10 protein-coding genes are annotated in these 15877 nt (G+C 44.1%); 5 read left to right on the forward strand and 5 right to left on the reverse strand.

Annotated features, from left to right (window positions below; all coding sequences use genetic code 11):
* Window positions 1-14 precede the first annotated feature (14 nt).
* The gene (locus L2729_RS19890; protein ID WP_248989818.1) at window positions 15-893 is read left to right on the forward strand and encodes a LysR family transcriptional regulator; all 879 of its coding nucleotides are present in this window, start codon (window positions 15-17) and stop codon (window positions 891-893) included.
* Between the two features lie 114 nt (window positions 894-1007).
* Here the strand turns inward: L2729_RS19890 and L2729_RS19895 are convergent, their stop codons facing one another.
* Window positions 1008-1892 carry a LysR family transcriptional regulator gene (locus tag L2729_RS19895; RefSeq protein WP_248989819.1) on the reverse strand — a complete coding sequence of 295 codons (885 nt, stop codon included), beginning with the start codon at window positions 1890-1892 and terminating at the stop codon, window positions 1008-1010.
* Window positions 1893-1992: 100 nt separating this feature from the next.
* On the opposite strand from L2729_RS19895, the gene L2729_RS19900 reads away from it, so the two are divergent.
* Together L2729_RS19900 and L2729_RS19905 are read left to right on the forward strand one after the other, a co-directional pair.
* A complete protein-coding gene (locus tag L2729_RS19900; protein ID WP_101093139.1) occupies window positions 1993-3060 on the forward strand; it encodes an HlyD family secretion protein in 1068 nt (355 codons plus the stop codon).
* Window positions 3061-3087: 27 nt separating this feature from the next.
* A complete protein-coding gene (locus L2729_RS19905; RefSeq protein ID WP_248989820.1) occupies window positions 3088-4170 on the forward strand; it encodes a DUF2955 domain-containing protein in 1083 nt (360 codons plus the stop codon).
* A 519-nt stretch (window positions 4171-4689) separates the two neighbouring features.
* On the opposite strand, the gene L2729_RS19910 is transcribed toward L2729_RS19905, so the two are convergent.
* From L2729_RS19910 to L2729_RS19925, 4 genes are all read right to left on the reverse strand, one after another.
* Window positions 4690-5895: a YibE/F family protein gene (locus L2729_RS19910; RefSeq protein WP_248989821.1), complete on the reverse strand. Its 1206-nt coding sequence runs from the start codon at window positions 5893-5895 to the stop codon at window positions 4690-4692.
* Window positions 5896-6048: 153 nt separating this feature from the next.
* The gene (locus L2729_RS19915) at window positions 6049-8184 is read right to left on the reverse strand and encodes a bifunctional metallophosphatase/5'-nucleotidase (protein ID WP_248989822.1); all 2136 of its coding nucleotides are present in this window, start codon (window positions 8182-8184) and stop codon (window positions 6049-6051) included.
* Between the two features lie 772 nt (window positions 8185-8956).
* On the reverse strand, window positions 8957-10495 hold the full coding sequence (locus L2729_RS19920) for an endonuclease (protein WP_248989823.1): 1539 nt from the start codon (window positions 10493-10495) through the stop codon (window positions 8957-8959).
* Window positions 10496-10871: 376 nt separating this feature from the next.
* Complete coding sequence (locus tag L2729_RS19925) at window positions 10872-12560, reverse strand: sensor domain-containing diguanylate cyclase (RefSeq protein ID WP_248989824.1); 1689 nt, start codon at window positions 12558-12560, stop codon at window positions 10872-10874.
* A 226-nt stretch (window positions 12561-12786) separates the two neighbouring features.
* Between L2729_RS19925 and L2729_RS19930 the strand changes: the two genes are divergently transcribed.
* Both L2729_RS19930 and L2729_RS19935 read left to right on the forward strand, forming a co-directional pair.
* Window positions 12787-13815 carry an alpha/beta hydrolase gene (locus L2729_RS19930; protein WP_248989825.1) on the forward strand — a complete coding sequence of 343 codons (1029 nt, stop codon included), beginning with the start codon at window positions 12787-12789 and terminating at the stop codon, window positions 13813-13815.
* A 357-nt stretch (window positions 13816-14172) separates the two neighbouring features.
* Window positions 14173-15444 carry a YeeE/YedE family protein gene (locus L2729_RS19935; RefSeq protein ID WP_248989826.1) on the forward strand — a complete coding sequence of 424 codons (1272 nt, stop codon included), beginning with the start codon at window positions 14173-14175 and terminating at the stop codon, window positions 15442-15444.
* Window positions 15445-15877 lie beyond the last annotated feature (433 nt).

Genomic DNA, 15877 nt, shown 5'->3' on the forward strand with positions numbered 1-15877 from the left:
TCGGGAAAAGTGATATGTATAATTTAGAGCAGCTGAGAATGTTTGTTGAAACGGCACAATCAGGGTCATTCTCGGCATGTGCTCGTAAGCTGGGTAAAGTACAGTCGGCGGTGAGTCAGGGGATCGCAAACCTTGAAATTGAGCTCAATACCACGCTGTTTGATCGCCGCAGCCGCAAACCCTCATTAACGGCTCACGGTGAGAGGCTATTGCCGTTTGCGCAAGCTATCCTGCAACAAACGTATGAACTCGACTCTGTGACTAATGCCTTAAATTCTTCCCATGAAACACAGATAAAAATGGCGGTAGATGATGCGTTGCTGCCGGTGGTGACGAGTTTGTTGAACACGTTTGCAACGCGTTTCCCAGGTACCATCTTGGAGCTTTACGCCGTTTCAACCCCCGATGTGTTAACGCTAGTGCATACAGAACGAGCTGATTTAGGTTTGATGTTTGCCAGTAACGATTTTCCCCAAGAGGTGGATTTGTGTTACGTCGGTAGCTTGCCGTTCAATGGCGTAGTGAACCCAGCGCATCCACTGGCAAAAATGGATATCGTTACCGCAGCAGATTTGATCCCACAGCGTCAACTATTGATCCGTGGCCTTGAAGGACAAGCCTTGGCGCACAGCCCCGAGATCTCTTCACATATCTGGTGGGGCAATAGCTTTAATGCGATTAACAGCATGGTAAAAGAAGGGCTAGGATGGAGTTATATTCCAGCTTATATGGCAGAGCGATATGAGCACCAAGGGGAAATGGTACGCATGAATTTAAGCTTTGATCATAAGCCATGGCGCGTGCCGATTGATCGTGTAATGGCAAAACAAAAGGCCAGAGGCCCTGCTTTAATGTGGTTGGCTGATGCCGTCACTAATTTGTTGGATGAATAGGGGCTGCACCAAAAAGTAGATTGTTGCCATTCTCGTCACAAGATTTATCAGGGTTACAGCACTCGATAATCGACAATGGATAAATGACTTCGGTAACGCATAATCTAACACTCGTTATACCGACAGTTTGATATTTGATTCGGTAAACGTTTCTCGTAATAGCTGTACTAATACACGGGTTTTCTCTGGCAAAAATTCACGTGATGGATAGATCAAAGTTAATTTTATATCAGTGAATTTCTCCCGAGGTAGAATCGTCACAAGTTTACCGGATTTGAGTGCATCTTGGAGCAAAATGACCGGTAACAAGGCCACACCTTTACCTGTGATGGCCATGTGCTGTATCAATCCTAAATCATCGGAGCAGAGTCGGATCTTCAGATCGCCTGGTAACGCAGTCATGTTATATCGGCTCACCATGATCGGATGGTCATACAGATGAGATAGCTCTGTAATCGCAGCATGACTATTGAGGTAATCGGCAGAGGCGACTAAGCAGCTCGGAAACCGCAACAAGTTTTGTTGAACATAATCCTCATTGGCCACTTTTACCCCTTTAGGTAATAGCTGCATATCGATGTTTTCACGCCTTAAATCGAGACTTTCCTGGCTATTAACCACATCGAGCAATACATCGGGAAAGCGTTCGAGATAATCTTCCAACAGAGAGGTAAACAGATTGGAGGTGATCAGTGCAGCAGGAACAGCTATGCGTAATGCACCTTGCAATGACTTATGTTGATTTGTCAGTAAGTTCGCTGCCTGGGCCACACTGCTGAGTGGCTGATTAACTTGTTCGTATAGCAATCGACCATTTTCAGTTAATTCAATTTTGCGCGTGGTGCGGATCAATAACTGACAACCTAACGCTTTTTCAAGTTCTTGTAAGCGGCGACTCACTTTAGAACGTTGCAGAGAGTGATGTTTCGCTGCCGCGCTGATCCCACCATGTCGAACCGTGAGTACAAACAGGTATAGATCATCCATACTTAGCTTCATTGTCCTGCCTATAGGTTGTAAGTGTCTTATTTGTCATTCTACTTAATCTAATCCACTGTTTCTATAATAGCGTCCCTTTCAGGTTACCGTGGACCGTTTAATGCAAACTGCTGAACATGCTTTTCGTCGTTGGATGCAAAGTCTTATTATTCTTTTTATTGTTCTTCTTGGTTACATTGTGATTGCCGATCGTTATGCCCCGCTAACGACCGAGAGCCGAGTACAAGGGTATGTCATTCAGATAGCATCTGAAGTCAGTGGCAACGTCATCGGTGTACAGGTTGAAAATAATCAGCAGGTCAGTAAGGGAGATAGCCTCTTTACGATTGATAAGCGTAAATACCAACTGGCAGTCAATAAGGCCAATGTGGCGCTAGAGCAGGCCCACGAGCAAGAAAGTGCTTTATACGCCAAAGTTGAAGCGGGTGACGCCAATGTGGCTACCACCCAAGCGGCATTTGATAATGCCAGCAGTGAATATCAACGTATTCGGCAGCTTGCTGGTAAAAAACTGGTATCAGCCTCGCTGCTTGATAGTTCTCTGGCGAATAACAATGTGTCGTTATCTAACCTGCATGCCGCTCAGCAAGAACGACGAGCACTGCGCGTGCAGTTAGGCACGTCACCTGGGCAAAGCAGTATGGTACGCGCAGCGAATAACAGCTTAGAGCAAGCAGAGCTCAATCTATCACATACACAAATAATGGCCCCCAGTGATGGCGTTATTACCAATCTACAGCTAGAAGTCGGCAGCACAGCCAGTACTAACCAGCCCTTAATGACCTTTATCCCGACGGGTTCATTGTGGATAGCGGCTGATTTTCGCGAAAAAGCGGTGGCACTATTAGATGAGGGAACCGCTGCATTAGTGGCTTTCGATGCTTTTCCTGGTGAAGTTTATTCGTTGAAAATACAGAGCCGTGATTTTGGGGTCGCAGCAGCGCAGCAAAGCCCCAATGGTCAATTGACCAACATAGAAACCAACAACCGCTGGGTGCGTGATGCGCAGCGAGTGCGGGTCAATTTAGTCAGTAATATTGCATTGCCTAAGCAACTGTTTATCGGTTCGCGCGCCACTGTCGTGCTGTATCCCAGAGACAACTGGCTATGGGCATTGTTAGGCCAAGCTCAAATTAAGACGGTGAGTTTTCTGCATTACATCTATTAATCTATCTAGCGCCAAGGAACCCCTCTTTTGAAAGTAGATACTTTAAGAAAAACCCAGCGTATATGGTTTGGCAGTGTGACAGGCTTAGCCGTGACGCTGGTTTTTGGTTGGTGGTATGGTCTTTTTGCCGCATTGTTGCCAATGTTCGTCCTGACTAAAATTGATCGATGGAATAGCGGCATTATCATGCAATTGATCATTAGCGTTGTTTGGATCTGTATTCAAGTGGCGTTAATCGTTGGTTTTTTACAACCTTATCCTCTGCTTATGACGCTCGCGGTAGGGCTGATGCTGATGTTTAAATGTATCGCGATGACCCATAAAAGCACTTATCTTTTCGGCTATATCGGGCTATTAATCGGCTCTATTTTACTGAATTTTGCTAGCTACAATGGATTCGATCTTGAAGAGTTCGTTATGGGGTTGATTGCGTCAACATTCGTCACCGCGCCCATTGTTGGCTTGGCGTTTTATCTGTTTCCTGAGCAAAGTAGATTACCCGCTTCGGCGCTCACCGCTGAACCTGCAGCAGCAAAGAGCAGGGCACATGTTGATACCCAGCGTAAAGATCATAGCGGTTTGGTGCGTCAGGCGTTATTAGGTTGGTTGATTGCAATGGCGGCATTCATTCTGTTTCAAGTTGCAGATTTAAATGACTCTTTGTCAGCACAGGCATCAATCTTTATCGTGCTAACGCCTATGACGTTGATTGGCTCATTAGCGGTCGCAAAGATCCGTATTATTGGCACGTTTCTCGGCTGCTTTGCGGGAATGTTGATCCAACTGACGCTATATACCTGGTCTAATAATGCGCTACTGTTTTTGTTAGCCTATGCGATTGCCGCTGGTTTTTTTTGTCGATGGCTAGCGTTAGGGGACATCAAAGCGGGTATCGGTTTTTCAGCCATGTCAGCCTTAACAGTGCCACTGACGACGTCGTTTGTTCCTGAGCAAAAAGATGCATTCTTCTCTATCTGCTATCGTTTTAGCTCCATTTTGATGGCGGTTGTCTGCACTTCTTTGGCTATTTGGATTACTCATCATTTTCTGGTGCGTATCATTAAAGTTAAGCCTTTAAAGGAAGCAACGGATAACGGAACGCTGCGCTGATGGATGACAGAACGCTGCGCTGATGGATGACAGAACGCTGCGCTCAGGGATAACAAAACGCTGCGCTCACGGATAACAGAACGCTTCGCTCACGGATAACAGAACGCTGCGCTCACGGATAACGGAACGCTGCGCTCACGGATAACGGAACGCTGCGCTCAGGGATAACAGAACGCTGCGCTGACGGATAACAGAACGCTGTGCTGACGGATAACGGAACGCTGCGCTGATGGATACGGAACGCTGCGCTGACGGATGACAGAATGCTGCGCTCAGGGATAACAGAATGCTGCGCTGACGGATACGGAACGCTGCGCTGACGGATAACAGAACGCTGGGCTGACGGATAACAGAACGCTGCGCTCAGGGATAACAGAACGCTGCGCTGACGGATGACAGAATGCTGCGCTGACGGATGACAGAATGCTGCGCTGACGGATGACAGAATGCTGCGCTGACGGATACGGAACGCTGCGCTCACGGATAACAGAACGCTGCGCTCACGGATAATAGACTCTGCTATTGAGCTTCTGCTGTGGTTGGCCGAGGCGTAACCACTTTTTCAATAACTCCATTCGCCGACGTTGGTTGAGATGTTTCGGCAACGGGGGCGGGCTCACTGAGCATATATCTAGCGAGCCAAGCCGTAAGAGGAATCGTTAATACAATGCCGACACTGCCAGCCAAAGCATGAATGATGCTTAATGCGATAATAGGGGTATTAATAAATTGATTCAGTGGCATATCCAAACCCCAAACCATCATAATGGTGGTTAAAGAGCTGCCCGCAAACGCCAGTATCAAGGTGTTGGTCATGGTACCCATGATATCTCGTCCAATATTCATACTCGCTTTCATTAGCTGTTTCGGGCTGAGCTTAGGGTCGGCTATTTTCAGTTCGTTATAAGCGGATGCAATAGAAATAGCCACATCCATCACCGCGCCAAGAGCTGAAATCATGATGGCGACAAACATTAACCAGCGGATTTGAATCGGTTGAGTGGCCAAATAGATAACATCTTCGCCTTTATCTAAGTAGATACCGGAAAGATGAGCAAACTCGCCAAATACCTGCGCCATAATGCCGGCCGCAATGACGCCAAGCAAGGTGCCACCCATAGCGCAGAAGCTCTTTTTGTTATAACCCGATACCAGAATGAAATTGACCACAATCTTCAATCCCATCAGGATGATGGTGATCAGCACAGGATTCCACCCGGCAAAAATGGCGGGGATCAAGACACCGATGATGAGCGCCGCGGTGAAGTAGAGTGACACAACAGAATTTAATCCCTCTTTCTTGCCGAAAGAGAGCAGCAACAACAGGAAGGCAAAACACATCCAGTAGATAGCTGTCGAGCGCTTGTGGTTGTAGGCCCAATATACGGTGCCGTTAGAGGTCTCTCTTATCATCATGATAAAAACGTCGCCTTCAGCGACCAGTACATTATGTTGCCTGCTAAGGGGGTTTTGCACTTCGACCACTTTACCGCTTTCTTCTCCTTCTAATATTTCTGCGGTGATCACTTGTAGGCCCGTCAATATGGAGGGCACTCTGGCATCTGGGGCCAAATTATTAGAGATCACAGCGACAACGCGGGCTTCTACAAATTCTTGCTGCAGCGGCGTCTTAGGTTTCAAACTGTCGCTCAAACTGGGAGAAATATAGAAGATCAGGGTTGAAACAATGGCGATGAATAGGGTGAATCGATAGTCTTTTAGCATAAGTCTTTTAACATAATTTTTTTAGCATAGGTTATTGGTCACTAAACTGAGCAAAAAATATCTTGATGCCTCTAACACAGCAATCAATTGGGATAATGACAGATTTTTATAAATAGAAAAAAGGCCTGTTACCAGGCCTTTGTTGAGTGCGATTTAGTCAGTGACACAACCTGTATAATCTTGAGTCGGATTGACAAAGTAAGAGTTCACGTCATTAACATTGACCGCGTCCAAAATCCCTGGGTATTTAGGGTTGTCTGGGTCAATGTTGACACAGATTTCTTTGCTTATCAGTCTATTCCACAGTGCCTGACCTTCGGCCTTGTCTGTGCGTAGCAAGGTGATAGCACCATTATCCTGATACTGTTTAATTTCCCAGTTAGGATTGGTGAAGTCGCTGGCATTAACACCTTTATTCTCTTCAACATATTCAGTTAGCATGTCACGGATAGCGTAAACTGACTCGTTGACTGAGTCATAATAAACATCGTCACCCGTTGCCCAACCAAACTTCTTGATGTTTGAGCCCCAACGATAGCTGTTTAAAGCAACCTTGTATGTCGCCGTCGCATCGAATGGTTTGCCATCGATTTCGATGATCTCAATACGGTTACCTTCATTGGTGACGGTATTGTTTTCATCCATCGTTAATGCCTCGCCAGCGAGGTCGACAACGAAGTCAATCTTACCGTCGAACTGATCATACATGTAAGCTTTAGCACCTTTCTTAAACGATACGGTAATGTCGCCGTCTTTATAGGTATTAAAGTAAGTGTAAGACCACTCCATATAACGCTTCAGGTTTGCACCCGTCATGTTTATACCGATGAGGGTATTGTCATATTTGTACAGATTAGTGGAATCTTTCTTAGCGTACTCTTGGCCATCAATCAGGTTAGAGCTATCAGAGAATAGAGACGCTGCAGAGACGACGGCTTTAGATTTTTCAATCTGGATTTGGTTAATGAAGTCCATTAACGGCGTATCCATGACCTTAGCAGTATGAATCGTTGAATATAGACGACCCGCTTCATGGTTGTAATCTTCATGTACAGCTTCATCGGCGCCAACACCTGGGGTAAAGTCACCACCGACTAGACCCAGAACCAATTGAGCATCGGCCTTAGATATGTCATGAACATACTGGAACTGCGAACTTGTTATCTGACTTTCTTCGATATTTTTAGAGGTGACATTGCTTAGCGTCGTATCAACCATCTCCCACTTGCCATCGGTGTTCTTTTTAAGCTTAATGTCAGCCTTAGCCAGCGCCCAACCCCATTTGCCAGGTTCGATGATTTTCACACTCTGTGCACGATTGGTTTCGTCATAAGTGCCAGACAGTGTTTTATCTTCAGCCGTATCACCGCCTTCAACAGAGATGTCGGTTGACGTTATTTCTTCGCCTGCAGCCGCTTTTTGGATGCTTTCGATATACGTAGCGTGTTCGTGTCCGGCAATGATGACATCGAACTTATCAGCCATTTCAGCCGCAATCTTATGAACACCAGCTCCACCTTCAGAGCTACGTCCGATATGGAAGGCACCAACGATGACATCAGGATTGAATTTTGCGATTAACTTATCAACTGCAGCGCGTGTAGATGCCAGCTCTTCATCAAATTTAAGACCTGCAAAGTGTCCTGGTGCAGACGCTTCCCAGTTAGGGATATTTGATGGGCTCACACCCACGATAGCGACTTTAGCACCATCAACTTCGAAGATTTGGAAAGCACGAATGTAGTTAACATCGTTTTCTTCCCATTTAATGTTGTTCGATACCACGGCCCCATTGAAGTGATTCAGGTTACGGTCGATGAAGCTGCGTTCGAAGTTAAACTCATGGTTACCAGGCACCCAAAGATCGTAACCGAGTGAGTTTAAGGTAGACACGACAGGATGAGTTGGATCATCGTTGAACAGTTGAGCTGAGTTGCCTTGAACGGTATCACCGATATCGATCAAAATCATATTTGGATTGTTTGCTTTTGCCGTTTCAAGCAAGGTAGAAATACGGGTTAAACCAGCATCAGAATCTACCGCGTCGAGCGCATAATCATAGCCAAAAATACGGCCGTGGAGATCTGATGTTGCACCAATAGTGATGGTGACTTCGTCGACTTCGTTTTGGCTCTTTACAATGATGTCAGGTGTATTGGTGAGTGTTTTACCTTGTGTGGCTACTGGCGCATAACCACTGTCGGTATTAATTATAGTCTCATCATCGCTACAGCCAGCTAAAGCAGCAAGTACCGCTAAACACAGTACACTGCGAGTAGTTTTTTTCATATTCAACCCCGTATTATTTTAATTTTGCATTATTTGCACATATATTGACTGAGGCGAGTGGTGACGAGTATTAATATTGTAATTAATAATCAATCTCAATAAGTTATTAAAATTTTTGGTAACCAACCCATAATTAAATTATTTAAACTATTTATAGATAACCCATCTATAAGATAAAAGTGTCTAAATAAATCATTACGCTATGTTGTTACAAACATTTTAATAAAACGCCTCAGTATTTCAGTAATTTACTAAATGGTTAATTAGCTACTTTTTAATAACTTTTAATTAACTGAACTGAATTGTATCGGCTTCAATATTAATGGTCGTGATCAGGTTCACACATAATACGTTACAAAAAGAGACAATTAAGTTGTAAAAGCACACCGTTGAATATTAGGTAACTGATATTTAGTGCATGTAGTGAATTTGAGCGTAGAACGATGATATTAAAATCAGCTGAGCATTTGGTAATATCTCTAACATCACTCGATACTGTTTGATTCATACATACATAATGTATTGAACGCTAATATAGTGAGCGGGTATATATACTAAAATGTGTTCAATATACTATCTTCATAACTTCTCAGAGTAAGCTGAGAAGCAACGTATGGCGCATTATTGATAAGCCAAAATATTAAGTTGAAATAATGAGCTTGGGTTTATTAGCGGCCAGTAAAAAGCCAGACGGAGAGACCGACTGGCTTTTTTACGGGATAAATTCAAGTCATGGAAATTTTCAAGCTAACCATATCTTAATACCATCATTTTAACGAATACGTCTTCTTAGGCCCAGTAACACCAATACTCCAATCCATAATGACCCCAGCGCGCCCCCTGATGATTTAGTAGTAGGCTTAGTGGGCTCGGTTGGCGTGGTTAAATCAGTATTTCTCACGGTGAGATTTACTGTTTTAGTGATCGTTTGATCGAGTGAGTCTTTAACGGTAAGGCTAAAGCTCACCACTGAATCAAGGCTTACACTTGGTGCAGTAAAAACTAACTCTGCCTGAGTGGTACTTGCCAAACTCACTTTAGGCCCAGCAGTCTGAGTCCATTGATAAGTGGGCTTATCACCGTTACTTGAGCCCATAAGACGCACTTTCTGTGCTTCACTCACAACCGAAACGGCTGCTATATCTAATCTAAATGGCGAGGCTGTAAATTTGTCTTTTACGGTAATACTAATTTCATTATTTGCTTTAGCATCCTGACTATCGGTAATCGTGACTTTAAATCCGAAATCCGTATCCATTGTCACTTTAGGTGCAATAAAAGTCAGCGTAGCACTGTCGGTATCTGCAGGTTTAACATCAACCCCTGATGTTTGCTCCCAAAGGAAGATGGCATCAGTAATATTTGCCGTCGCCGTTAAGGTAACGCTATCACCTTCAATCACAGGTTCAGTTGCTGCAATACTCACACTCGGGGTCACACCAGGAACGTCACTACACTTGTTATTATAAACAAAGTCAGTCCATTCTGGATGGTCGACATAAGGGTTACGGTTACCTTGATATTCAAATACGACATCATTACGATTGCGCTCAAAAGCATCAACGGGATCGTTAGCATGCCACTCAAGCAAGGTACATAGCTTACCCATCTCACCTGGTTTGGAATTGTCACTGTTTGTGGCTGTCCCCGTTCTATCGACCAAGACAAGGTCTGGCATATCAGTATCACTGCCGACTTCATAACGAGTGTCCATATAGAACATCATGCGTGCGACATCACCTTTAACCGCTTCTCTTGGTTCCCACGAAATAGAACCATTTTTAAGATTATCTGGCGCTTCAGCGACCGCATTGCCACCGTTATCAAAATCATTATTACTACGCTGAGAATTCATCGACGCATCAGAAGGGCGCAGATGATGAATGTCGGTATAGCCATGCTGAGAACTCTTAGGAAAACCATGACTCTTAGCCCATACGTGCTCACGGTTCCAGTAATCTGGATTATTAACACCTGATGCATTTTGATTTTTAGGAATAGAGTTACCTTTGTAAAGCAAAATAACGTTATTAGCATTAGCTGGATCTTCATCGGTGAAGGTCAATGCTGTCCACACTTCAGCATAACTTAGCTGTTTATGACGGGTAGAAATATCCTTGTTAATGGCCTTTTTAAATTCAACCATATCAGTGTTATCGGCGGCATTAGCTGACGCATAATAAGTTGTTATATCAAAATCGGCACGACTAGCAATAGGCGTAATATCTGGGCAATTGGTACAGATATCCCCTTTCGCTGCATAGGCTGAGCTGACAGAGAGAAAGGCAGTTAACAATAATAGTCTTTTCATAATACAGAATTCAGTGTTTTCAAATTGGACGGTAATTAAATCATAATTAAGAGGCAAAAGTAGGCCTTAAGACTGATAGTTAGGGGCATATTTGTGAAATAGATCCCACTTTTAGATCGTAAGCCTCAACCTTAAGCTGACATGTTAAGAACAATTGCTATTAATTAGTTTTACCTAATGGCATTCAAACGGTTACGTGGGCAACATTGTGGTAACGCCGTTTGTCTATTCAGCTGTCGCTAAAGAGAAAAAGAGCACATAAAATGATTTGTGGGTATTTAGCTGAAAATTAACACTGAAGGTTTTTTTACCGCCATCTTTGCTTCGGATGGCTTTGGGGAATGTGGTTAGTCGCTGAGATTGATGTGCTAAATATCTATCCGTTGACGTTCTCAGTGAGCGGACGGTTATTCTTGCTGCGCTTGTGTTGGTACATACGTTCATCGGCAAGGGCGAGACATTCAGATTGATTGCTACTTTCCCGCGCGTGCGCTATTCCATAACTGATCCCAGAGTGTGGCCATTTCGACTGCAATGCGTTTTGACATTGCATCATCATCCGGCCAATGTCTTCTACGGCTGACGGCATATCGCTAAACAATTGAGCATTGAGTAACCACACAAACTCATCACCGCCAGTACGAAACACTTCCCCTTTACTATCAAGGGCATTTGTCATGGTTTTAGCACCATAGCGTAATAAGGCATCGCCCTGGTTGTGGCCGATCTCGTCATTAACTAATTTCATTCCATCGTAATCGATAAAGGTAATAATGTAGTTGTCATCGACCTTAGCGAGTGCTTCGCTCAGGGCGTAGCGGTTGCCTATATGCGTTAAGGGGTCAATTCGGGCTTGATAATAGGTGCGGGAGTAATCTTGTTTTTTCTGTTGTAACCAAGCCGCTAGAGAGAGCAGTATACAAAAACAATCGCCAGTTAAGGCCAACATAACGATGAGTTCGGCATGTCGTTGTCCCGTTAATACATCGCTATGAGACAAGATGTAGTAAAGCATGGACAGGCCATACATGAGGTTACCCAGTAGATAGTATTTGGCTCTGAAATCATTAGAAGCCAGCATTTTTATGCCGATAACAATGGCAAGCGGCACCCAGATTAACGCGATGATATGGGAAATAGTAAATGCGATTGAAAAGCTTAACAACGGCAAGATAAAGCCAATAATCAGGCAAACGATAGACAGGCCATTAAAGAGCTTTTCCAGACGCTTATGCAGAGAGTCGAAGTTAAATAATAACTTAGTAAATTGACTGGCCGAAGCGATGGCAAAAGGAAATATCACGATACCAAGATAGCTGGTATTGATCGTTTGGATGTTAAAAATATCATCGATTAAGCCCGAGGCTGCAGCCCAACCTAAACCGTGTAAGCCAATATAAGCTGAACAGGCAAGGGTGACTATTAAGCGTGTTTTGACATACAGAATTAAAGCAATGGTGGCCAGCGTGAGCATGGTGGCAATAGAAAAGAGTGTCACCGCGTTAGTGATAAATTGCTTGTGATAAAAATTGGCGCTGTTAGTAATATCAACCGACAGTGGCAACGCATAATGCTCAGCGTTAATGTAGAGCCAAAGGTAGCCACTTTCTTGCTGACTTAAAGGTAATTCAAACGCCTGAGTGTGCATTAGCTTAGGCGTGTTGTTATCCCCATGTTGTGAAAAGTTAATCGCTGCAGTATTTAGGTATTGTTCAGACTCCCAAAATCCAAGACCCTGATCGACAAAATTAGCATTGATCCTGACAAACCAGTTTGCTGACAATGCAGCCTGATTATTCAGCTTTAGTCGGGCGACATAGGTACCCGATTGGTTAACCAATGAGGTTTTGATGGGGGTTGATGCTTGGTATAAATGTTTAAGCGCTTCAAGCGAACCAGGGGGTGATTCAGGCACGGTGTTAATTCCACGCCAAATCGCAGTATCTTGAATGACAATATCTGTGGTGTTTGTTAGCTGGGTTTCAAACTCAGCAGAGTTTGAAAAAGCGCTAAAAAAAACCATCATCCAGAGCAACATTAATGCTGAGACACGCTTGATTTTCATGTTGTTATTTTGTTGCTATTAAGTGTGTAGTCACATTAACATAGATGCTAACGACCAAGTAGTTTTTAAAGACAGAAAATGCCTCATCGAAAGGTTAAAATCGCATGTCTTTTAGACCATCCGCCGTCAATCAAAAAGCGCCGCGTTTTAGGGGACGCTTTTGCTAGGCTAACAAGGATAGTATTGGACTGAGTGGCCTAATGATTTCTTTTTTGGAGAGAACAATATGAACAAAATAGCCTTCAACTTCATCGTCGCTAGCCTTCTATACGCTGCGGCTCCCGCTTTTGCAGGCGACAGTGCAGCTTTAGCAGAAAAGGATGCTGTCGCCGACAGCACCCCCAGTGATTTTTTCTCTCTAAGTGAAATAAAAACCGCACCGCTGACAACCATCCCCTCGCTCGACTATGTTGCCGCCAGCGATGGTGAAAAACTGGCACTACGCGTTTACTTACCTAGCGCCCCCAAAGCGGTGGTGATCTTTTATCATGGCGCTGGCGCCCACAGTGGCCTTATTTATCCTCATGTTGGCGCAGGCTTACGTGATGAATTTAACATAGCGGTATTCACCCCCGATCTTCGTGGTCACGGCTCATCATCTGGTCCTAGGGGCGATGCCCCCGATAAGGAACAAGTGTGGCAAGACATTAATAGCATCATTGAATATGCACGCCAACGCTACCCAAGCTTGCCACTCTATATGGCCGGCCATTCATCGGGATCAGGGCTAATACTCAATTACTCAAGCTGGGATCAACACGCCTCTGTCGATGGCTACTTCTTTATTGCACCGTATTTTGGTTTCCGTTCAGAAACCGATCACGATGAACCAAAGCCGTTTTCGTTTAGCACTGTCAGCGTTGCCTCTTTTGTGACTAATGCGATGAGTGGCGGTTTACTGATGGGGCATTCAAAGGCGGTTCAATATCATTTTCCGCAACAAGTCTTAGATAATAACCCTAAGATCGTATCGTTTAATACCGTTAATATGTCTAACGCACTGACTCCCGAAGCGCCCGATGAGCAGCTGGCACAGCTTCAACGTTATGATTTATGGATTGGTGATAAAGACGAAGCCTTTGACGCTAATAAAGTCATCGCCTTTGCCGAGGCAAACCCTCCAAAAGATGCTGCTCATACATTACAAAAGGTGGCCAACGAAAATCATTTTTCTATTCTGTTAAACGCCCATCAATATATCGGCCACTCAATTACAGACCGACTTAAAGCGAGTGCAATAGACGTTAAAAAATAGAATTAAGCCCAGAGTCAGGGTTATTGGCGCTCGCTCTAAATATAGAGTGAGTCGCCTTGGCTGAACTTTAGCAATTCCATCTTCACAACAATATTTGGATTATAAAAGCGACGGCAGATAGGTTAATTGCTAATATTTACTCGCCCCAATATCTAAGTTTATTCTCACCCCACTTAATACAAGCGCATGAGTTATTACAAAGGGGTCTATCTAAAACACGCTATAGCGATAGACAGAAACAGCTATATTCACCACAATCTGCAACCTAAATGACAGGAATGGCAAAGCGTTTGAAAAACATAATGTTTTGTTTGTTTATTGTTTAAAATTTGTTATTAGATATAGTTGGTTAGTGTTGTGGTTATAAATAAGAATCAAGCGGTGATGGCCGTAACAATTTTACTGTTGACGTTAGTGGTTGGTGCGACTCAATTAGCCAATGACGGGCTCTTTTTACGCTTGTTATTAGGGCTCAGCTTAGGCTTTGCTTTAGCCAAAGGCGCCGTTGGTTTTGCCGGTAGTATTAACCGAGCTTACCGCCGTGGTTCAACGCAGTTACTGCAAACTCTGATGTTTATGTTTGTCATCACGGCAATCATCAATGCGGGTTTACTGCTTAATACTGACAGCCAGCACTATGATTTATGGATTAATCCTATCAATGCTGGGCTGCTCATTGGTGGCATCATGTTTGGCGCTGGCATGAGCTTATCAAGCTGCTGTGCAACTGGCATGATGGTGGAGTTTGTCAGTGATGTCCCGAGAGCTGCAACAACACTGGTGTTTTTTGGTGCCGGCGTCTTCTTTGGCTTTCCATTACAAAGCAGCCAAAGCTGGATAACCGATTCGTGGTTTTCATCAGCAAGCTATCAAGGTAAAGGCGTGTTTTTACCGGACGTGTTTGCAGGTACACCGCTGAATGGTTATTTCATGTCTATATTAGTGACCCTATTTTTAGCGTTAAGCGTAGTGGTTATTGCCAAAAAGTATGAAAACACTCGCCGTCGCAATGGCTCATATTTAGGGGTGTCCGGTGAAATTGAGCGGCAGAATATTCAACGCCAAAGCAATCAAAATGGCGAAGATAACTCATTCACATTATTCAGCCGTGAAACATATCAAAACTGGTTCGCTAACCTCTGGCAAATGCGCACCACCGCGTTAGTCATCGCGGTTATCTTTGGCATCATGATGGCAACTACCGGCGCAGGCTGGGGAGCATCGACACCCTTTGGTATTTGGTTTGCAAAGGGATTGATGTTCTTTGGGGTTGAATTAAACACCATTACCGAGATAAGCCAGCGACCGGAAGCGATGTTTACCACGCCCTTTTTTGAACATGGCGTGTCAGTGCAAAACTTTGCTATTTTATTAGGCACCTTAATTGCAGTGTTGTTTATGGGTAAATTTACGTTTTCATTTACCCTAAACCACTCCGCTAAACAGCTGGCGCTTTTTGCTTTAGGTGGATTATTAATGGGATTTGGTACTCGTTTTGCCAATGGCTGTAATGTCGGCGCATTGTTCACCCCGATTGCTAACTTCTCATTATCTGGATGGGTGTATTTACTGGTAATGATTGGTGGTGCTATCGCAGGCAACCGTTTCCAACAAGCGGTGATGAAGTAACATCGACCGAGTGCTATTGAAGTATATTAATGGTTGATGAAGCAGGCTGAATCATCAACCATTAAAGATATGGATAGGGGAGGAGAAAACGGCTCGAATGCCAACTTGCCAGTTCGAAAGCACTGCGCTTCGTGGTAAGAATGTTCTTTCTCTTTGTTACACATCAAGCAAAAGCGATTTACTCGGAAGAGCATAGAGAAAGACAAAAGATAGGGCTGTCAGTCTTTTGCTTTGATTGTAATTCAGGGTAATGGATGTAGTGCATTGCTATAGGTCTTTCCTTTACACCACTTCCCGTTTTGATGCTGCCTTTTAAACTCACAGAGTGAAGTGGTCAACTAATTTTGGCCAAGGACTTAGAGTCATTCTGAAATAATCGTTCAGACTCTGCAGGCGTCAAACCACCGTTGTACTGATGTGGCCTGACTTGGTT

Source organism: Shewanella gelidimarina, from assembly GCF_023283945.1.
GTDB classification, from domain to species: Bacteria; Pseudomonadota; Gammaproteobacteria; order Enterobacterales; family Shewanellaceae; genus Shewanella; species Shewanella gelidimarina.